The sequence below is a fragment of the Streptomyces sp. NPDC048441 genome (assembly GCF_043200235.1).
Taxonomy (GTDB): Bacteria; Actinomycetota; Actinomycetes; order Streptomycetales; family Streptomycetaceae; genus Streptomyces.
In genome coordinates this window covers 214,649-233,099 of record NZ_JBICXM010000001.1, presented here as the reverse complement: position 1 = coordinate 233,099, position 18,451 = coordinate 214,649, and the positions used below count along the sequence as shown (strand labels likewise).

Sequence of the window (18,451 nt, the reverse complement as noted above, 5' to 3'; positions counted from 1 at the left end):
ACCCCCGTCCTGAGCCACGAACCTTCAACTCATCACTTGTGGGAGCGCTCCCACACTACCTGACACGTACACATCCCGCACGTTCCCCGCCCGCGCCGCAGAGTCAACCAACGGGGCAAGAAGTGCAGTTGGCCGGGGGGTCGGCACGTCAGGCAACAGGAGGACGCAATGCGCACGAGTATCCGCCGACCACGCCGGATGGTGGCTTTCGCAGCCGTGGCCGCGCTGGCCACGAGCCTGCTGGCCGGCTGTTCGAGCGACGACGACAGTGGCTCAGGGGGCAGCAACGGCAAGGTCACGCTGAACGTCGGCACGTTCGGTGTGCTCGGCCTGAAGCAGGCAGGCCTCTATGACGAGTACGAGAAGTCGCACCCGAACATCAAGATCAAAGAGAACGTGATCGAACGGAACGACGCCTACTACCCGAAGCTGCTCACCCAGCTCCAGTCCGGCGCCGGTGTCAACGACGTCGCGGCCATAGAGGTCAGCAACATCACCGAGGTCGTGCAGACCCAGGGCGCCAAGTTCGAGGACCTGAGCAAGGCGACGGGCGTGGACAAGTCCACGTATCTCGACTGGAAGTGGAAGCAGGCCACGACCGAGGACGGCAAGACGGTCGGCCTCGGTGTCGACATCGGCCCGACGGCGCTGTGTTACCGCAAGGACCTCTTCAAGAAGGCCGGTCTTCCCACCGACCGCGAAAAGCTCGCCAAGGCGTGGGCGGGCGACTGGGACAAGTACGTCGCGCTCGGCGAGAAGTACACGAAGAAGGCGCCCAAGGGCACCAAGTTCGTGGACTCCGCGTCCAGCGTCTACAACGCCGTCTTCGCCGGTGCGAAAGAGCGGTACTACGACAAGGGCGGCAAGGAGATCTACGAGAACAGCCAGGGCCGCAAGGACGCCTGGGACGCGGCGATGAAGGTCGCGCAGGGCGACATGTCGTCCAAGCTCAAGCAGTTCGACCCGACCTGGGACCAGGGCTTCGCCAACGCCAAGTTCGCCACCGTGGCCTGCCCGGCATGGATGGCCGGTTACATCCAGGAGAAGACCGGCGCGAGCGGCAAGGGCCAGTGGGACATGGCCAAGGCGCCCACGGACGGCAACTGGGGCGGGACGTTCCTCGGCGTGCCGAGCGCGGGCAAGCACAAGAAGGAGGCGACCGAGCTCGCCGTCTGGCTGACCCAGCCCGAGCAGCTCGCGAAGGTCTTCGCCAAGCAGGCCAGCTTCCCGTCGACCCCGTCGGCGTACGACACGCTGAAGCCGTCGGCGGCCACCAAGGCGTACTTCAATGACGCGCCCATCACCCAGATCTACGCCGATATCGCGAAGAACACCCCCTCGGCCGTCTACGGCCTGAAGGACGCCCAGATCGGCCAGTCCATCACGGACATCGGTGTGCTCCAGGTGGAGCAACAGGGCAAGTCTCCGGCCGAGGGCTGGGAGGCCGCGCAGAAGGAGATCAAGGATGTTCTGGGACAGTGACGCGCATGAGCCCGTGCGGTGGCATGGCGTCCGAGACCACTGAGGACGCCCATGTCCGAGACCACTGAGTACGCCGAGACCGCGTCCCCCGGTGAGGGGGACGCGGCCCCGGCCGCGTCCAGGAGCCGCAAGGACTCCTCCACGTCCTCGTGGCGCAGTCGCCTGTACCGCTGGGACATCAAGGCGTCGCCGTATGTCTTCGTCGCGCCGTTCTTCCTCTTCTTCGGGGCCTTCGGCCTGTTCCCGCTGCTCTACACCGGCTGGGCATCGCTGCACCGCCTGGAGCTGACCAACCTCGACAGCAGCACCTGGCTGGGCCTGGAGAACTACACCAACCTGCTCCAGAGCGACTACTTCTGGAACGCCCTCGGCAACACCTTCACCATCGGCATCATCTCCACCGTCCCCCAGCTCGCGATAGCGATCGGCATCGCGCATCTGCTCAACTACAAGCTGCGCGGTTCGACCCTGTGGCGCGTGGCGATGCTCGCTCCGTACGCCACTTCGGTGGCGAGCGCCTCGCTGGTCTTCACGCTGCTGTTCGCCTGGGACGGCGGCATGGTGAACTGGATCATCGGTTCCGTCGGCATCGATCCCGTCAACTGGCGTGAATCGTCGTGGGGTTCGCAGTTCGCGGTGTCGTCGATCGTCATCTGGCGGTGGACCGGCTACAACGCCCTGATCTATCTGGCGGCGATGCAGGCCGTGCCGCACGATCTGTACGAGTCGGCATCGCTCGACGGCGCCTCGCGCTGGCAGCAGTTCCGGCACGTGACGATCCCGATGCTGCGTCCGACGATCCTGTTCACGGTGGTCGTCTCCACCATCGGGGCGACCCAACTCTTCGGTGAGCCACTGCTGTTCGGCGGCACGGCCGGGTCCAAGGGTGGTGCCGACCACCAGTTCCAGACCCTTGGTCTCTATCTGTACGACCAGGGCTGGATCAACGGCCATCTGGGCCGGGCTTCGGCAGTCGCCTGGCTGATGCTCGTGATCCTGCTGCTCATCGCCGCGGTCAATCTGCTGATCGCCCGACGCCTGAGGAAGGACCGATGAAGTCCCGCACCCTGGGCCTGAAGGCCGACAGGACCCCGGGCGCGAAGAACCGGCGCCCCCTCGGCCTGAAGGCCGGTCGCACGATGCACGCGGGGCCCGTCACCTACGTCGTTCTCGCGCTGTTCACCGCCGTCTCCCTCGCACCGCTGATCTGGACGGCGATCGCGGCTTCGCGCAACAGCGGGCGGCTCGCGCAGACACCGCCGCCCGTGTGGTTCGGCGGGAACCTCTTCAAGAACCTGGAACGGGCCTGGACCGAGGCCAGCCTGGGCGACGCGATGCTCAACACCACGATCGTGGCGGGCAGCATCACCATCGGGACCGTCCTGTTCTCCACGATCGCCGGATTCGCCTTCGCCAAGCTGAAGTTCAAGTTCAGCGGTCTGCTGCTCCTGCTGACCATCGGCACGATGATGGTGCCGCCGCAGCTGAGTGTCGTACCGCTCTATCTGTGGATCGCCGACCTGCAGTGGACCAACCAGCTCCAGGCGGTGATCCTGCCGACGTTCGTGAGCGCCTTCGGGGTGTTCTTCATGCGGCAGTTCCTGATCCAGGCACTGCCGACCGAGCTCATCGAGGCGGCGCGGATGGACGGGGCGAGCAGTCTGCGCATCATCTGGCACGTGGTGTTCCCGGCCGCGCGGCCCGCGATGGCGGTGCTCGGCCTGCTGACGTTCGTCATGGCCTGGAACGACTTCCTCTGGCCGATCATCGCCCTCAACCAGTCGAACCCCACCGTGCAGGTGGCGCTCAACTCCCTCGGTACGGGCTACATCCCGGACCGGGCGGTGATCATGGCGGGCGCCCTGCTCGGCACGCTGCCCCTGCTCCTGGCGTTCGTCCTGTTCGGCAAGCAGATCGTGAGCGGCATCATGCAGGGCGCGGTCAAGGGCTAGCCGTCAGGGGCTGAGGCCACTCTCCGCCCCCCGTACCTCTCTCCCGCCAGGGCCGAGCCGCCGCCACCTCCCTCGGCCCTGGCCAATCCCTCTCCTCCTGTCCCCCATTCTTCCTGTCCCCCCTCCCATGGGAGCGCTTCCATGCCTGAACCCATTACCTTTCCGGCCGACTTCCTCTGGGGCGCCGCCACGTCCGCGTACCAGATCGAGGGCGCCGTACGCGAAGACGGCCGCACCCCCTCCATCTGGGACACCTTCAGTCACACTCCGGGCAGGACGGCCGAAGGCCACACCGGCGACATCGCCGTCGAGCACTACCACCGCTACCGCGACGACGTGGCGCTCATGGCGGACCTCGGCCTGGACGCCTACCGGTTCTCCGTCTCCTGGTCGCGGGTGCAGCCCACCGGGCGCGGCCCCGCCGTCCAGCGCGGGCTCGACTTCTACCGGCGGCTCGTCGACGAGCTTCTCGGCAAGGGCATCAAGCCCGCCCTGACGCTCTACCACTGGGATCTGCCGCAGGAGTTGGAGGACGCGGGCGGCTGGCCCGCACGGGACACCGCGTACCGGTTCGCCGAGTACGCCGGTTTCGTCGGCGAGGCGCTCGGTGACCGCGTCGACTCCTGGATCACGCTCAACGAGCCGTGGTGCAGCGCCTTCCTGGGCTACGGCTCCGGGGTGCACGCCCCCGGCCGCACCGAACCGGCGGCCGCACTGCATGCGGCGCACCACCTGAACCTCGCGCACGGCCTGGGCACGCAGGCGCTGCGCGCCGCCCTGCCGGCCCGCTCCCAAGTGGCGGTGAGCCTCAACTCCTCGGTGGTCAGGGCGGTTTCGGACACTCCACAAGACACGGACGCCCGCCGTCGCATCGACCATCTCGCCAACGGCGTCTTCCACGGCCCGATGCTGCACGGCGCCTATCCCGCGGACCTGCTCACCGACACGGCCCGGATCACCGACTGGTCCTGTGTGCACGACGGCGACCTGACCGCCATCCACCAGCCGCTCGACGCACTCGGCCTCAACTACTACACACCCGCCCTTGTTTCGGCCGCCCAGAACGGCCCGGAGGGCAAGCGTGCCGACGGGCACGGCGCGAGCGACCACTCCCCCTGGCCGGGCGCAGACGACGTCGCCTTCCACCAGACGCCGGGCGACCGCACCGAGATGGGCTGGACCATCGACCCGACCGGGCTGCACGAGCTGATCATGCGCTACACGCGGGAGGCGCCGGGGCTTCCGCTGTACGTGACCGAGAACGGCGCCGCCTACGACGACAAGCCCGACCCCGAAGGCCGCGTCCACGACCCGGAGCGCATCGCCTACCTCCACGGCCATCTGGCCGCCGTCCGCCGGGCCATCACGGACGGGGCCGATGTCCGCGGCTACTACCTCTGGTCCCTCATGGACAACTTCGAATGGTCGTACGGCTACGGCAAGCGCTTCGGCGCGGTGTACGTCGACTACGAGACGCAGGCCCGCGTCCCGAAGTCCAGCGCCCACTGGTACGCGACGGTGGCGGCGGCCGGTGAGCTGCCTCGGGAGGGCGTCGCGGGCTGACCGGCTCCGGCAGCACCCCTGAGGGGCCGAGTACCTGAGCAGCCGACGAGGAACCGGGTGGCACTCTGCCGCTCGGCTCCTTAGGTTGCCGATATGCCACATTCCGTACGAGAACAGGCACGGTGAGCGCCGGTGGGCGTATTCCGTGACCACCCCGAGTTCGCGCTGTTCATCTGCCTCGCCCTTGGCTACCTCGTGGGGAAGCTACGGGTCGGCCCCATCACCCTGGGCGGCATCTGCGGCACCCTGATCGTCTCGCTGCTGCTCGGTGCCTGGGCCAAGGTCGTCGTCTCCGACGACGTCAAGACGATCTTCTTCGCGCTCTTCATCTTCTCCCTCGGCTATCTCGCGGGTCCCCAGTTCTTCTCCAACCTCAACCGCGAGAGCCTGCGCTTCTTCGCGCTCTGCGGGATCGAGCTCGTCTGCGTCCTCGGCATCGCCTTCGGCCTGGCCAAGGCCTTCGACCTGGACGTCGGCACGGCATCGGGCATCCTGGCGGGCGCGGCCACCGAGTCCGCGGTCGTCGGCACGGCGACCGAGGCCATCGGCAAGCTCGACGGGCTCACGCCGGACCAGATCACCCAGTACCAGGGGCACGTCGCCACCGCGTACACGGTCTGCTACCTGTTCGGCCTGATCACCATCGTGCTTTACACCAGCCAGATCATGCCGATGATGATGCGGATCAACCTGCGGGACGCCTCGCGCGAACTGTGGGAGAAGCTGCGCGGCGCGAGCGGCAGCCTCGAATCCGACGAACGCGAGGCCCTGCCCGGCATGGTCGGCCGCACCTACCTGGTGACCGAGGCCGACGGCAGGACCCTGGGCGACCTGGAATCCGAGCTGGACAGCCGGATCACCATCGAGGCCGTCAAGCGCGGCAGCAAGACCCTGACGCCAGGCCCCGATCTCGCCCTGACCCTCTCCGACCTGGTCCTCGTAGTCGGCCGCCGCGCCAACGTCATCGAGGCGGGACGGCTGATCGGCACCGAGACCCCCGGCATCCCCGGCGTCGACACTCCCCTGGCCACCGCCCAGGTCGCCGTCACCGAGAAGTCGTCGGACGGCCTGAGCGTGGACGAGCTGCAACGCGCGCATCCGGAGTTCATCAAGGACGGCGTGTACGTCACCGACGTACTGCGCGGCGAACAGCATCTGCCCGCGGCCGGCGGCACCACCGTGCGCCGGGGCGACGTCCTGACCCTGGTGGGCGCCCGCTCGGGCCTGAACAAGCTGGTCGCGAAGATCGGCGCCGTCGTCAAGAACGACGCCACCGACTTCATCTATCTGGGTCTCGGCATCGCGGCCGGTTCCCTGCTCGGCCAGGTCGTCGTGCGCTTCGGCGACGTACCCATGTCCCTCGGCACCGGCGGCGGCTGTCTGATCGCCGGGCTGCTCTTCGGCTGGTTCCGCTCCCGCAAGCAGACCTTCGGGGCGTTCCCGCCGCAGGCCGCCAACACCCTCAAGGACATGGGCCTCGCCATCTTCATCGCCTGTACGGGGCTCACCTCGGGACCGCAGGCCTGGCCGCTGCTCAAGCAGTACGGGGCGCTGCTTCCGTTCGCCGGGATCGCGATGGTCCTCGTACCCGCGACGATCTCCCTCTTCGTGGGCCGCAGGCTCCTGAAGATCGAGCCACCGCTCCTGATCGGCGCGATCGCGGGCCAGCAGTGCTCGACCCCGGCGATCACCTCCGTCACCCAGGTGGCCCAGAGCTCGGTACCGCTGCTCGGCTACACGATCACGTACGCGCTCTCGAACTTCCTGCTCCCCCTGACAGGACCGATCCTCGTCGGCGTACTCGGAGCGTAGAAAATGATCGACTTCCTCAACCGGAACATCTTCCAGCCCCACCCCGAGCTGCTCGTCTTCCTCACCGTGGCGATCGGTTTCCTCTTCGGGAAGCTGCGCTACAAGGCCATCGCGCTCGGCGCGGTCACCGGCTGCCTGGTCGCGGGGCTGCTGCTCGGGGCGCGGTTCAAGGTCGAGATCGACGGGACGGTGAAGAACCTCTTCTTCACGATGTTCCTGTTCGCACTCGGCTACAAGGTCGGCCCGCAGTTCTTCCGCGGCCTGAAGAAGGACGGCCTTCCGCAGGTGCTCAACGCGGTCGTGGTCTGTGTGACAGGACTGCTCGTCTGCTGGGGCTTCGCCGCGATGCTCAGCTACGGCCCCGGTCTCTCCGCAGGGCTGCTCGGCGGCGCGCTCACCCAGTCCGCCGTCATCGGTGTCGCGGGCGACGCGATCTCCAATCTGCCGGGGCTCAGCTCCGGACAGGTCAAGAGCGAGTCGAACCTCGTCGCCATCGGGTACGCGGTGACGTACCCGCTCGGCACGATCCTCTGCGCGATGCTGCTCGCCAACGTCCTGCCCAAGCTCTACCGCCGCGACCTGGCGGCCGAATCAGCCGCCCTGGCGAAGGAGTTGGACGCACCCGGCGACAATCCCGACCTCGCCGACGGCTACTACGAAGTCGTCCTGCGCGCCTACACCATCCAGCGCCCGGACCTCGCGGGCCGCACCATCGAGGACTTCGAGAACCAGCAGCGCGAGCTGGGCCGCCGGGTCTACATCACGCGCGTACGCAGAGAGGGGAACATCCTCGACCACGACCAGCGGACCGCCCTGCGCGAAGGCGATGTCGTCGCGCTCAGCGCGCTGCGCGGCTCGCTCGTCGAGTTCGACGCCCGTACGCACATCGGCCCCGAGACCGACGACGTCGAACTCCTCGGCTACCAGACCGAGTCACTGCATGTAGTCGCCTCCGAGAAGGCCCAACTGGGCAAGGCCATCGGAGACTTGCGCCGAGAGCCGTTCATGGTCGGCGTCTACGTCAGCAAGCTGTACCGCTCCGGCTCCGAATTCCCCTACCGCCTCTCCACCCAGCTGGAGCGCGGCGACACCCTCATCCTCACCGGCCCCAAACGCCTGGTGGACCCGGCGGGCAAGGAGCTCGGCAAGCCCGTGCCGACCTCCTTCGCCACCGACATGCTCTGGGTGGGCCTCGGCATCTTCCTCGGCGGCTGCATCGGCATCCCGGCGCTTACGGCGGGCGGTGTGCCGATCTCGCTCTCCACGTCCGGCGGCGCGCTGATCATGGGCCTGATCTTCGGGTGGATCCGCGGCAAGTACCCGACGTACGGGAACGTACCGCCCGGCGCCCAGTGGTTCATGGACACGCTCGGGCTCTGCCTCTTCGTCGCGGTCGTCGGCATCAACGCCGGGCCGAGCTTCACCTCGGGCCTTTCGACGGCGGGCTGGGGGCTGCTGCTCTTCGGCGCGATCGCCACGGTGATCCCGCTGATCGTCGGCTTCCTCTTCGGGTACTACGTCCAGAAGATCCGCTTCCCGATCCTGATGGGAGTCCTGGCGGGCGGCCAGACGACCACGGCCGCGATCGGCGCGATCAACGAAACGTCCAAGTCCCAGATTCCCACGCTCGGTTACACGATTCCGTACGCCGTCGGAAACGTGCTCCTGACGATCTGGGGAGCCGTCATCGTCCTGCTCCACCACTGATGCCCCCACCCCCGTTCCCGTACGCATGTGAGGAATGAGCCGTGCCCAAGACCACCTTCACCCGAGCGGAAATCCAGTCGTTCGCCCAGCTCAGCCCCTTCGAGCTGAAGGACAAGTTCATCCAGCTCGCGCAGGCGACGCAAGGAGACAAGCCGGGCCAGAAGGAGAAGTCGAGCGCCCAGATGCTCAACGCGGGTCGTGGCAACCCCAATTGGGTCGCCACCGGACCGCGTGAGGCGTTCTACGCGCTCGGCTACTTCGCCCTCTCCGAGTCCCGCCGCGTCTGGACCGCCGACGACCTCGGCGGTATGCCGGAGAAGAAGGGATCAGGCGACCGCTTCGACATGTTCGTACGCCGGCACCCGGATCTGCCCGGCATCGAGCTGCTCCAGAAGTGCGTCGAGTACGCCATCGAGCGCTTCGGCTTCGACAAGGACGACTTCGTCCACGAGCTGACGGACAGCTCGGTCGGCGACAACTACCCGGTCCCCGACCGGATGTTGAAGCACTCGGAGCAGATCGTGCGCGGTTACATCGCGGACGAGATGTTCGACAAGAGGCCGCCCTCCGACAATCTGTCGCTCTTCGCCACCGAGGGCGGCACGGCGGCGATGTGCTACATCTTCGACTCGCTCATGAAGAACGGCATCCTGCACAAGGGCGACAAGATCGCCCTGATGGTGCCGGTATTCACGCCGTACATCGAGATTCCCGAGCTCGACACGTACGAGTTCGACGTGACGTACGTCGAAGCGAGCAAGTTCGCCGAGGCGGGCGTGCGGGAGTGGCGCTACCCGGAGGAGGAGGTGGCCAAGCTCGCGGACCCCGACATCAAGCTGGTCTGCCTGGTCAACCCCTCCAACCCGCCCTCGCTGGCGCTGAGTCAGCGGGTCGCGAACCAGATCAAGCAGATCGTCGCCACGTCGAATCCGAACCTGCTGATCGTCACGGACGACGTATACGGCACGTTCGTCGACGGCTTCCGTTCCATCGCCGCCGACCTGCCGCGCAACACGCTGCTCGTCTACTCGTACTCCAAGCACTACGGCGCGACCGGCTGGCGGCTCGGCGTGATCGGCCTGCACGACGACAACGTCATCGACGAGCTGATCGCCGCGCTCCCGCAGGCCGAGAAGGACCGGCTCGCGAAGCGGTACGGGACGCTTTCGCTGAATCCCGAGAAGATCAGGTTCATCGACCGTCTCGTCGCGGACTCACGCCAAGTGGCGCTGAACCACACCTCCGGACTCTCGCTCCCCCAGCAGATGATCATGGTCCTCTTCTCCCTCTTCGACATGCAGGAGGAGGGCCAGGCGTACAAGCTGCGCATCCGGGCGATCGTGCGGCGGCGGCTCGAACTCCTCCTGGAGGGCGCCGGGATGAAGATCTCGGAGGACCCCCAGCGTGCCGCCTACTACATCGAGCTCGACCTCCTCGCCGAGGCGGAACGCGTCCACGGCAAGGACTTCGCCGACTTCCTGGAGAAGAACTACGAGCCGGTCGACGCACTGTTCCGCCTCGCCGAGCAGACGCACGTGGTGCTTCTGAACGGGGGTGGGTTCGATGGGCCCGAGTGGTCGGTGCGGGTGTCGTTGGCGAATCTCGATGACCTGGACTACTTGAAGATCGGGCATCATCTGCGGGCGATCTTCAACGACTACGCGTCGGAGTGGCAGGCGTCAGGCGTCGAAGGCGTGACAGGCTGATGAGGTGGGCGCCCCGACCGGGTGGGGGGATGCCGGTCGAGGCGCCGTGGGGGGGCGGTGGCTTACTTGGTGGCTATCTGGTGGCTACTTGGCGGCTTACGTGGTGGCCACTTGGCGGCTTACTTGTAGGCGCCGAACGCCTTCGTGAAGGCGAGCGGCTCCTGCTCGATCGACGAACAGGTCGGCTGTGCGCCGTTGTTGGCGCCGCCCTCACAGGCCTTGTCGCGGGTCGACGACCACATCCCGAGCCAGCCGATGCCCTTCTCCTCGGCGAACTTCACCAGCTCCGTGGCGTCGTCGACCTTGAAGATCTCAGTGGTGACGTCGTTGACGCCGATCATCGGGGTGACCGCGACGGCCTTCCAGGCCGCCTCGTCGGACAGGTCGAGGGCGCCCTTGATCTGCTTCTGTGTGGCGGTCGCGGCGTCGATCGCGTACTTGCCCATGTCATCGCTGTAGGAGGGTCCGTAGTCCATCGCCATGATGTTCACGGCGGAGACCTTCACGCCGTTCTTCTTGGCGTCGGCGACGAGGTCGACGCCGGGCTGGGTGAGACCCTCGGGCATGACGGGCAAGGTGAAGGACACATCGAGCCCTTCGTGGTCCTTCTGAAGCTGCGAGATCGCCTGCGCACGGCGGGTGTTGGCGGCGGTCTCGGGGAGCGCGGCGCCTTCGATGTCGAAGTCGACCTTCGTCAGCTTGTACTTGTCGATGACCTTGCCGTACGCCTTGGCGAGCGCGTCGGCGCTGTCGCACTTGAGGCCGAGCTCGGAGCCGGAGGCGCCGCCGAAGGACACGCGTACGTCGCCGCCCTTGGCCCGCAGGGCCTCGATCTGCGAGGCGACCTTGTCGTCGTCCAGGCCGGTGACGCCACCCCACAGGGGCTCGCAGCTGCCGCCCGAGGTGATGAAGGCGAGGTTGAACTCCTTCACGCCGGTCTTGGTCGCGGTGTCGACGAGGTCGTACGCGGGAGCGAGTGAAGTGTCCACGAACGGGGCGAACTTGCTGCTTTCGGCGGCCTTCGCGGTGGGCTCGGACTCGGCGGGAGCCTTGGTCGCCTGTGCGGTACCGGCGAGGAGGAAGCCTCCGCCGCCGACGAGGGTGGCGGCCACGAGCCCGCCTATGACCTTGGTCTTGCTGCTCACCGTGCGCCGATGCGTGCTGCTCATCGCGTGCCTGCCTTAGCTGTGCGGGGGGGTGGGGGGTGCGTTGGTGCGTTGGTGCGGTCAGCACGTTAGCTTCGCGTGGGCGCGACATTGCGGGCAAATGGGGCTCTGCACGGGATCTTAGGGTCCGCTTAAGGGCGCGATCGGGGGTGGTTAATGGTGGGGCCCGGGGGCGGGCCGGGGTGCGGGCCCTGGGCATTCCCAGGTGGGCGGGCCGTGGGCGGACTCCCGTGCTCCGCACGGATCTCCCCCGCCCGCACGCACGGTGTACCTCTGCGGGTGCGCTGTGGCTGGTCGCGCAGTTCCCCGCGCCCCTTCAGGGCACCACACCATGCACCTCTACAGGTGCACCGTGGCTGGGCGCGCCGTTCCCCGCGCCCCTTCGGAGGCGGTCCGGCACCGGGCTCCTTGCGCCCGCCCACCCGGTTTCGCCACGGGGTGATCGGATGGGTGGGTGGGAAAGATCCGCCGCTAAGCGGCGGTATTGGGACCCACCGGCAAAGGCCTAGCGCACGCTAGGGGCGCGTCGACGGCGGCGTACGGAGCCCCCGTGTCCACGACCCCCCGTAACCGGGCGCCGCCCATCCAGCTGGATCCAGATGCGGACCTCGGTCCCGCCAAGCACGGACCGCCCGATGCGGACATCACCGCCCGTGGACTCCGCCAGCTGCCGCACGATGTCCAGGCCGAGCCCCGTGGACCCGTCGGCCCCCGACCCCGCCCCCCGCGCCAACGCCGCTTCAGGATCGGCGATCCCCGCCCCCGCGTCCGACACCAGGACGATCACCGCGTCCTCGCCACTGTGCACGTCCACCGCGAACGCGGACCCTTCCCGCGTGTGCCGGAAGACATTGCCGAGCAACGCGTCAAGCGTGGCGACCAGTTCGGGACGGGCCACCGGGATCCACACCGGCCGTTCCACCCCGGCGACGCGCACCTCGCGCCCCTCGTCCTCCGCGAGCGCCGACCAGAAGGCCATCCGCTCCTGGATGACCTCGGAGGCGTCGCAGCCCGCGCCTGGGCCGACCGTGACGGTCTGCGGCTTGGCGTCCCGTGCCGTACGGATGATCGTGTCGACCTCGCGCTCCAACTTCTCCACCGCGATACGGGTCTGCTCAGCCGCAGGACCGTCCCCCAGGGACGCCGCGTTGAGCCGAAGGACAGTAAGCGGCGTACGCAGGCGGTGCGACAGGTCCGCCGCCAACTCCCGCTCGTTCGCCAGCAACTGCACCACCTGGTCCGCCATCGAGTTGAACGCCACCGCGGCAAGGCGCAGTTCCGTCGGCCCTTCCTCCGGCACCCGCGCGCCCAGCTTCCCCTCCCCCAGGGACCGCGCCGCGCCCACAAGCCGCTTGGCGGGCTGCACCATCCGTACGCCCAGACGGTCCGCCACCGCCACGGACCCGATGATCAGCGCGATGCCGACACCCGCGAGCACCAGCCACGCCGTGGTCACCCCATTGCTGACCGCGCCCTCGGGAACGAAGATCTCGACCACGGCGATCTTGCCGGAGCTCAGCGCCATCGGCTGGAGGAGGGCGAAGCCGCCCTCGACCGGAGCCGTCCGCGCCCGGCCCTCCTTGCGCGTGGTCTCCACCGCGTGCGCGTCCGCCCGCCGGTCGCCGATCTCCAGTGCGGGCGCCTTGTCGATGGCCGGTACGTACACGGCCATCCGTCCCTCACCGCCCGCCTCGGACGTCGCGACGGCCCGCGTCAGCTGATCGTGGTCGGTGGTGATGGAGAGCGTGGTGCCCATACCGGACGCGTGCCGCTCGGCGTTCGAGAAGGCCCGGTCCCGCGCCATCTCCTGGATGACGAGGCCGAGCGGTACCGCGAAGGCGACCACGACCATCGTCGTGACGGCCAGGCACACCTTGACGAGTGCCCACCTCACAGCGGTGGCTCCAGCTTGACGCCGACACCCCGCAGCGTGTGCAGATAGCGTGGGCTCGCAGCCGTTTCGCCCAACTTGCGCCGCAGCCACGACAGATGTACGTCGATGGTCTGGTCGTCCCCGTAACTCTGCTGCCACACCTCGGCGAGCAGTTCCTTGCGGGGTACGACGACACCGGGCCGCCCGGCGAGGAAGGCGAGCAGGTCGAATTCGCGCCGCGTCAGATCGAGCCGCGCCCCGTCCAGCTCAGCCTGGCGCCGCAGCGGATCGATGGCGAGCCCGCCCACCCGCAGCTCCCGGCTCGGCGGGGCCTCGCCCGCCGTGACGCGCGAGCGGCGCAGGACGGCGGCCATCCGGGCCGACAGGTGCTCGACGGAGAACGGCTTGGTCAGGTAGTCGTCGGCGCCGTCGTTGAGGAGGCGCACGATCTCGGTCTCGTCGTCGCGCGCGGTGGCGATGATCACGGGTACGTCGGTGATCCCGCGCAGCATCTTCAGCGCCTCTGAACCGTCCAGATCGGGCAGACCTAGGTCCAGGATCACCACGTCGAAACGGAAATGGGCCACCTCGCGCAGCGCCTCGAGGGCCGTGCCGACGCTGCGCACGGTGTGCGATGCCTCGGTCAGATGCCGGATGAGTGCGGAGCGTACGAACTGGTCATCCTCGACGACGAGCACACTTGCCATGGGCGGCACCGTACGCCATATGAGTGACCCCGGTCCTCCTGGGAGACCGGCGACAGCGGCGGGGCCAGTGGTGCAGTATGGCTCGCGATGCGCAGAGGACTCGTACACGCAATAGCTTGGTCGCTGGCCACGGGCGCGGCGGTCACGCTCTCCTGGTGGGGTGTCCACACGGTCATGGCGGGCACCGCGTACGACCCGCCGCGCGCCGTCCCGCTGGCCGCCGAAGGCGACGCGGCCGAGCCGCTCTCCTCCTCCACGCACCGCCCGGACCCGACGCCGTCACCGTCGAAGAAGCCTTCGGAGACCCCCGAGAGCAAGCCGTCGAAGTCGAGTACCGACAAGCCGAGCAAACCGAGCAAGCCGAGCGAACCCTCCACACCTGCCTCCACGCCCGGCAACGTGAAGAGCTACTCCACCGACGGCGGCCGGGTCGTCTTCGACCTCGGCAAGGACTCCGCGACGCTGGTCTCCGCGACCCCGGCGGCGGGCTGGTCGGTGCAGGTGTGGAAGCAGGACACCTGGATCCGCGTGGAGTTCACGGCGGGCGCGGCGAGAGTCTCGGTGTTCTGCACCTGGCACGACCACGCACCGTCGGTCGAGATCAATAAGTACTGACCGGATCAGTACGTACTGACCGGATCAATACGTACTGACCGGCCGGTTCAGCGGAACACCGAAGGCGGCGGCGCGGGCGACGCCACCGCGCTCGCGTCCGTGACGGCGGCCGCTCCCCCGCTGAAGTCGACGAGCGCCCTGCCGTGCTCGACCCGCGCCGGATGCGAGTCCCCCGCGCTGCGCCGGGTCAGCTCGGCGATCGGCAGCGGCAGATCGGAGCCGACGAGCACCGCGTTGCCGAAGCGCTTGCCGCGCAGCACGGCGGGGTCGGCGATGAGTGCGAGCTCCGGGAAGAGCGCGGCTGCGGTGGCGAGCTGGCCGCGCAGATGCGCGAGCGGCGGCCCGTCGGCGAGATTCGCGGCGTAGAGACCGCCGGGCTTCAGGACCCTGCGTACGTCGGTGAGGAACTCGGTGCTCGTCAGGTGCCCGGGGGTGCGGGCGCCGCTGAAGACGTCGGCGATGACGAGGTCGGCCCAGCCGTCCGCGATCTTCGCGAGCCCCTCGCGGGCGTCGGCGGCGCGCACGCGCACCCGCGCCTGCGGGTCCAACGGCAGCTCGCGGCGGACGAGTTGGATGAGTGCGGTGTCGCGCTCGATGACCTGCTGGGTGGAGCGGGGCCGTGTCGCGGCTATATAGCGGGCGAGGGTGAAGGCACCGCCGCCGAGGTGCAGGGCCTGGACGGGTTTGCCGACGGGTGCGACGAGGTCGGCGACGTGGCCGATCCTGCGTTGGTACTCGAAGTCGAGATACGTCGGATCATCGAGATCGACATGGGACTGCGGGGCGCCGTCCACCAGCAGCGTCCACGCGCGGCGCCTGTCCCGGTCGGGCATCAGCTCGGCGAGGCCACCGTCCACCTTCTCGACGACGGCTTCCGCCTCTTCCCGGGTTCGCCTGTTCCTTGCCATCGGACCATTATCGGCGTACGCGGACCACGCGGCCCGATGACCTTGGAGCACCGCCCCATCGCGGGCTCAGCGGCAGTTGTCGGCGGCCTCGATCGTGCGGGCCGCGAGGCCGAGCGCCGCGCGCAGGACGGCGGGGTCGGTGACCGGATCGGTCTCGTCGGGGGGCAGCAGCCAGCCGGTCCCGGCGACCGGGGGCGGCGGGGGTACGGGCTCGGGCTCGGTGTGCAGGCTGACGCCTCGGCCGAAGGTCTGCGTACACGCGCTGCCCGGCAGGTCCCAGCCGTCGGCGGTACCCGGCGGCACCAGGAAGCCGAGGGTGTCGCAGCTCCCGTCGTGCAGGACGGGGCCGACGGCGTCGCCCGCACCCCGGCGCAGGATGTCGACGGCCTCCAGGCCCTGGCGGGCCGGGACCGTGACCAGGTCGCAGGGGTCGGCGGGCCCGGTGGGTTCCGCGGGCTGCGGTGGTGGTGCGCTGTGGTCCTGGGTCGGCAGATGTCGTGCCGTGGTCAAGGACGCCCGCGATTCGCCGTTCTCCACGCTGATCTCCAACAAGGGGACCCCTCCTCGCAAGGGCGGAAGCCACGTCGCTCCCTCTCCACATGGTTCAACGCGGAGCGGCGTCAACAGCTACGGCACAACACCGCCGCAAAGGATGGCACTTCATGGCGGATCATGGGTGAGATATCCGGTTTGTAGCCAAACTCCGCGTGGTGTCCCCGTCCCAGCCGGTACGTTCGTGCTCCGCCGGAGCAGGGGCAGCAGCGTGAGTCCAGCAGGACAGAGCGCACTCCGGCACGATCCGTACGAGAGGGTCAGGCCATGACGTCGTCACCGATGACATCGTCAACTCCGTCCCCACGACCGAATCTTTCCTTCCGGCGCCTGCGTGGACAGCGCTCGCCCGGCGAGTTCGCCGCCGTGATCCGCAGGGCAGCTCGTGAGATCGGTGAGCGCGTCAGCTGCGACGCCCGATACATCGGACGCGTCGAGGCGGGCGAGATCCGCTGTCCCAACTACGCGTACGAGCGGGTGTTCCTGCACATGTTCCCCGGCCGGTCGCTGACGGACCTGGGCTTCTTCCCCCGCGCGGCAGTGCGCGGGCGAGGGGCGCGCGCCAGGTCCGAAGCGCCTGTGCCACACACCACGATCCAGCTGTATGAGTCTCCTCCGTCCGGGCCGCTCGGTTCCGAATTGAACGAGTGCGACCCGTACGAGATCCAGAGTCACGAGGAGAGCGACGTGCGGCGTCGCGCATTCATGAGCGGCACGGCCACCGTGGCCGCCGCCTCTTTGGGCCCCTTCGGGTTCGCCGCCCAGGACCCCGCGGAGGCCACCGCACAGCGCGGCGGCCGGGCGGGCGAGGCCGAGGCGTCCGCGGTCGAGGACGCCGTACGCAAGATCCGGCTGCTCGACGACCGGCACGGCGCCGACGGCCTCTACCGACGCGCTTCCGCCCCGCTGCGGACCGCCTACGCCCTGCTCGACGCGGGCACCACACGGCAGTCCATGGCGGACCGTCTTTACGCGGGCGCCGGCGAACTGGCCATCTCCGTGGGCTGGTTGGCGCACGACTCCGGCCGCTTCGACGACGCGCGCTCGCACTACGCGGAGGCGCTCGCGACGTCCCGGATGGCCGGTGATCCGGCCCTCGAGGCACACGCCTTCTGCAATACGGCCTTCCTGGCACGCGATGCCGGGCGGCCCCGCGAGGCGGTGCGCGCGGCACAGGCGGCGGCGCGGGCGGCCAGGCACCTCGCGTCGCCCCGGCTGCTCTCGCTGCTCGCGCTGCGCGAGGCCGGGGGCTGGGCGGGGCTCGGCGACCGCGCGGGCTGCGAGCAGTCCCTGACCCGTGCGCACGCCCTCTTCGACCGGGGGCCTTCCGACGCCGACCCGGAGTGGATGAGCTTCTACGGCGCTGCCGAACTGGAAGGGCTCGAGGCGCAGTGCTGGTCGGCGCTCGGCGACTGGGGGCGGGCGGCGCGGCACGCACGGCGCGCGGCGGGTGTGGCGACGGCGCAGACCCCGCAGTTCACCAGGAACATCGCCCTCTACACCGCGGAGCTCGCCGACGACCTGGCCCGCGCGGGCCGCCCCGACGAAGCGGCGACGGCGGGCCTGCGGGTGCTCGGGCTCCTGGACGAGGTGCAGTCGTCGCGCATCCAGGCGATGCTCGCGACGACGGCCCGGGTACTGCTTCCGCACCGGCGGGCTTCGGGGGTCTGCGGCTTCCTGGAGCGGCACGCTTCGCTGCCGCGGGCGATGTAGTAGACGTACAGCTGTCAGCGCTATGGCAAGTGCCCGATGTCGTTCCACGACTCGATGGCCGGTTCGCCGTAGGCCCAGCCGAGGGTCGAGAGCGAGGTCGGGTTGAGGCGGATGCGGGCGGCGAAGTCGACGCCGAGGCCCAGCCAGCGTGCGCCGATGGCGCGCAGGATGTGCCCGTGCGCGAAGACCAGGACGTCACGGTCCGCGCTGCGCGCCCAGGCCACCACCTCGTCCGCGCGGGCGGTGATCTGCTCCAGGGTCTCGCCCCGCGGAACGCCGTCGCGCCAGATGAACCAGCCGGGGCGTACGCCCTGGATGTCGGCCGGGGTCATCCCCTCGTAGGAGCCGTAGTCCCACTCCATGAGGGTGTCCCAGGTGGTGGCACGGTCACCGAAACCGGCGATCTCGCAGGTCTCCCGCGCGCGGGAGAGGGGGCTCGTGCGCACCTCGGCGTCCGGGAGGCCGCCGAGGGGAGCGCGGCGCAGACGCTCTCCCAGGAGCTTCGCGCCGTCGCGGCCCTCTTCGAGGAGCGGGACGTCCGTCCTGCCGGTGTGTTTACCGGACAGGGACCACTCGGTCTGTCCGTGCCGGGCCAGCAGGATGCGCGGTGCCATGTCGAGCCTTTCCGAGCCGACGGCCGGTGGCCGGAGCCATCGGCTGTCATCGAGCGTCATCGAACGAATTCAGTGGACAAG

At 68.9% G+C, this 18,451-nt stretch carries 15 protein-coding genes; 9 read left to right on the top strand and 6 right to left on the bottom strand.

Features of this window, described 5'->3' with window-relative positions; translation table 11 throughout:
* Positions 1–168 precede the first annotated feature (168 nt).
* The 7 genes from ACGFSB_RS01060 to ACGFSB_RS01030 all read left to right on the top strand — a co-directional run bounded on the left by ACGFSB_RS01060 (position 169) and on the right by ACGFSB_RS01030 (position 10,222).
* Positions 169–1,482, top strand: a complete 1,314-nt coding sequence (locus tag ACGFSB_RS01060) for an ABC transporter substrate-binding protein (protein WP_393392181.1) — start codon at positions 169–171, stop codon at positions 1,480–1,482.
* Positions 1,483–1,533: 51 nt separating this feature from the next.
* Positions 1,534–2,538, top strand: a complete 1,005-nt coding sequence (locus ACGFSB_RS01055) for a carbohydrate ABC transporter permease (RefSeq protein WP_393392178.1) — start codon at positions 1,534–1,536, stop codon at positions 2,536–2,538.
* Positions 2,535–3,434 carry a carbohydrate ABC transporter permease gene (locus ACGFSB_RS01050; RefSeq protein WP_393392176.1) on the top strand — a complete coding sequence of 300 codons (900 nt, stop codon included), beginning with the start codon at positions 2,535–2,537 and terminating at the stop codon, positions 3,432–3,434. Before ACGFSB_RS01055 ends, ACGFSB_RS01050 begins: the two co-directional genes overlap by 4 nt.
* Before the next feature lie 141 nt (positions 3,435–3,575).
* Complete coding sequence (locus ACGFSB_RS01045) at positions 3,576–4,997, top strand: GH1 family beta-glucosidase (RefSeq protein ID WP_393392174.1); 1,422 nt, start codon at positions 3,576–3,578, stop codon at positions 4,995–4,997.
* A 132-nt stretch (positions 4,998–5,129) separates the two neighbouring features.
* Entirely contained in the window at positions 5,130–6,809 is a 1,680-nt protein-coding gene (aspT, locus tag ACGFSB_RS01040; RefSeq protein WP_393392171.1) for an aspartate-alanine antiporter, read from the top strand.
* Positions 6,810–6,812: 3 nt separating this feature from the next.
* The gene (gene aspT, locus ACGFSB_RS01035) at positions 6,813–8,516 is read left to right on the top strand and encodes an aspartate-alanine antiporter (RefSeq protein ID WP_393392168.1); all 1,704 of its coding nucleotides are present in this window, start codon (positions 6,813–6,815) and stop codon (positions 8,514–8,516) included.
* 41 nt (positions 8,517–8,557) lie between these two features.
* Complete coding sequence (locus tag ACGFSB_RS01030) at positions 8,558–10,222, top strand: bifunctional aspartate transaminase/aspartate 4-decarboxylase (protein ID WP_393392165.1); 1,665 nt, start codon at positions 8,558–8,560, stop codon at positions 10,220–10,222.
* Positions 10,223–10,341: 119 nt separating this feature from the next.
* Here ACGFSB_RS01030 and ACGFSB_RS01025 read toward each other — a convergent pair whose 3' ends face one another.
* The 3 genes from ACGFSB_RS01025 to ACGFSB_RS01015 form a co-directional block, all read right to left on the bottom strand.
* Entirely contained in the window at positions 10,342–11,391 is a 1,050-nt protein-coding gene (locus tag ACGFSB_RS01025; RefSeq protein ID WP_393392162.1) for a chitinase, read from the bottom strand.
* Positions 11,392–11,893: 502 nt separating this feature from the next.
* On the bottom strand, positions 11,894–13,282 hold the full coding sequence (locus tag ACGFSB_RS01020) for a sensor histidine kinase (RefSeq protein ID WP_393392159.1): 1,389 nt from the start codon (positions 13,280–13,282) through the stop codon (positions 11,894–11,896).
* Entirely contained in the window at positions 13,279–13,968 is a 690-nt protein-coding gene (locus ACGFSB_RS01015; protein WP_393392157.1) for a response regulator transcription factor, read from the bottom strand. Before ACGFSB_RS01015 ends, ACGFSB_RS01020 begins: the two co-directional genes overlap by 4 nt.
* 87 nt (positions 13,969–14,055) lie before the next feature.
* On the opposite strand from ACGFSB_RS01015, the gene ACGFSB_RS01010 reads away from it, so the two are divergent.
* Positions 14,056–14,583: a hypothetical protein gene (locus ACGFSB_RS01010; RefSeq protein ID WP_393392155.1), complete on the top strand. Its 528-nt coding sequence runs from the start codon at positions 14,056–14,058 to the stop codon at positions 14,581–14,583.
* A 47-nt stretch (positions 14,584–14,630) separates the two neighbouring features.
* Here ACGFSB_RS01010 and ACGFSB_RS01005 read toward each other — a convergent pair whose 3' ends face one another.
* Both ACGFSB_RS01005 and ACGFSB_RS01000 read right to left on the bottom strand, forming a co-directional pair.
* Entirely contained in the window at positions 14,631–15,491 is an 861-nt protein-coding gene (locus ACGFSB_RS01005; protein ID WP_393392152.1) for a spermidine synthase, read from the bottom strand.
* A gap of 66 nt (positions 15,492–15,557) precedes the next feature.
* The gene (locus tag ACGFSB_RS01000; RefSeq protein ID WP_393392150.1) at positions 15,558–16,043 is read right to left on the bottom strand and encodes a hypothetical protein; all 486 of its coding nucleotides are present in this window, start codon (positions 16,041–16,043) and stop codon (positions 15,558–15,560) included.
* Between the two features lie 267 nt (positions 16,044–16,310).
* Between ACGFSB_RS01000 and ACGFSB_RS00995 the strand changes: the two genes are divergently transcribed.
* A complete protein-coding gene (locus tag ACGFSB_RS00995; RefSeq protein ID WP_393392147.1) occupies positions 16,311–17,756 on the top strand; it encodes a tetratricopeptide repeat protein in 1,446 nt (481 codons plus the stop codon).
* 20 nt (positions 17,757–17,776) lie between these two features.
* Here ACGFSB_RS00995 and ACGFSB_RS00990 read toward each other — a convergent pair whose 3' ends face one another.
* Positions 17,777–18,370, bottom strand: coding sequence for a histidine phosphatase family protein (locus ACGFSB_RS00990; RefSeq protein WP_393393746.1), 594 nt, complete (start codon positions 18,368–18,370; stop codon positions 17,777–17,779).
* Positions 18,371–18,451: the final 81 nt, after the last annotated feature.

Excerpts from the sequence above, each read along its gene's own strand:
- ACGFSB_RS01060 (WP_393392181.1), top strand. The coding sequence starts at position 169 with ATGCGCACGAGTATCCGCCGACCACGCCGGATGGTGGCTTTCGCAGCC.
- ACGFSB_RS01055 (WP_393392178.1), top strand. The coding sequence starts at position 1,534 with ATGTCCGAGACCACTGAGTACGCCGAGACCGCGTCCCCCGGTGAGGGG.
- ACGFSB_RS01050 (WP_393392176.1), top strand. The coding sequence starts at position 2,535 with ATGAAGTCCCGCACCCTGGGCCTGAAGGCCGACAGGACCCCGGGCGCG.
- ACGFSB_RS01045 (WP_393392174.1), top strand. The coding sequence starts at position 3,576 with ATGCCTGAACCCATTACCTTTCCGGCCGACTTCCTCTGGGGCGCCGCC.
- aspT (WP_393392168.1), top strand. The coding sequence starts at position 6,813 with ATGATCGACTTCCTCAACCGGAACATCTTCCAGCCCCACCCCGAGCTG.
- ACGFSB_RS01025 (WP_393392162.1), bottom strand. The coding sequence starts at position 11,391 with ATGAGCAGCACGCATCGGCGCACGGTGAGCAGCAAGACCAAGGTCATA.
- ACGFSB_RS01015 (WP_393392157.1), bottom strand. The coding sequence starts at position 13,968 with ATGGCAAGTGTGCTCGTCGTCGAGGATGACCAGTTCGTACGCTCCGCA.
- ACGFSB_RS01010 (WP_393392155.1), top strand. The coding sequence starts at position 14,056 with ATGCGCAGAGGACTCGTACACGCAATAGCTTGGTCGCTGGCCACGGGC.
- ACGFSB_RS01005 (WP_393392152.1), bottom strand. The coding sequence starts at position 15,491 with ATGGCAAGGAACAGGCGAACCCGGGAAGAGGCGGAAGCCGTCGTCGAG.
- ACGFSB_RS00995 (WP_393392147.1), top strand. The coding sequence starts at position 16,311 with ATGACGTCGTCACCGATGACATCGTCAACTCCGTCCCCACGACCGAAT.
- ACGFSB_RS00990 (WP_393393746.1), bottom strand. The coding sequence starts at position 18,370 with ATGGCACCGCGCATCCTGCTGGCCCGGCACGGACAGACCGAGTGGTCC.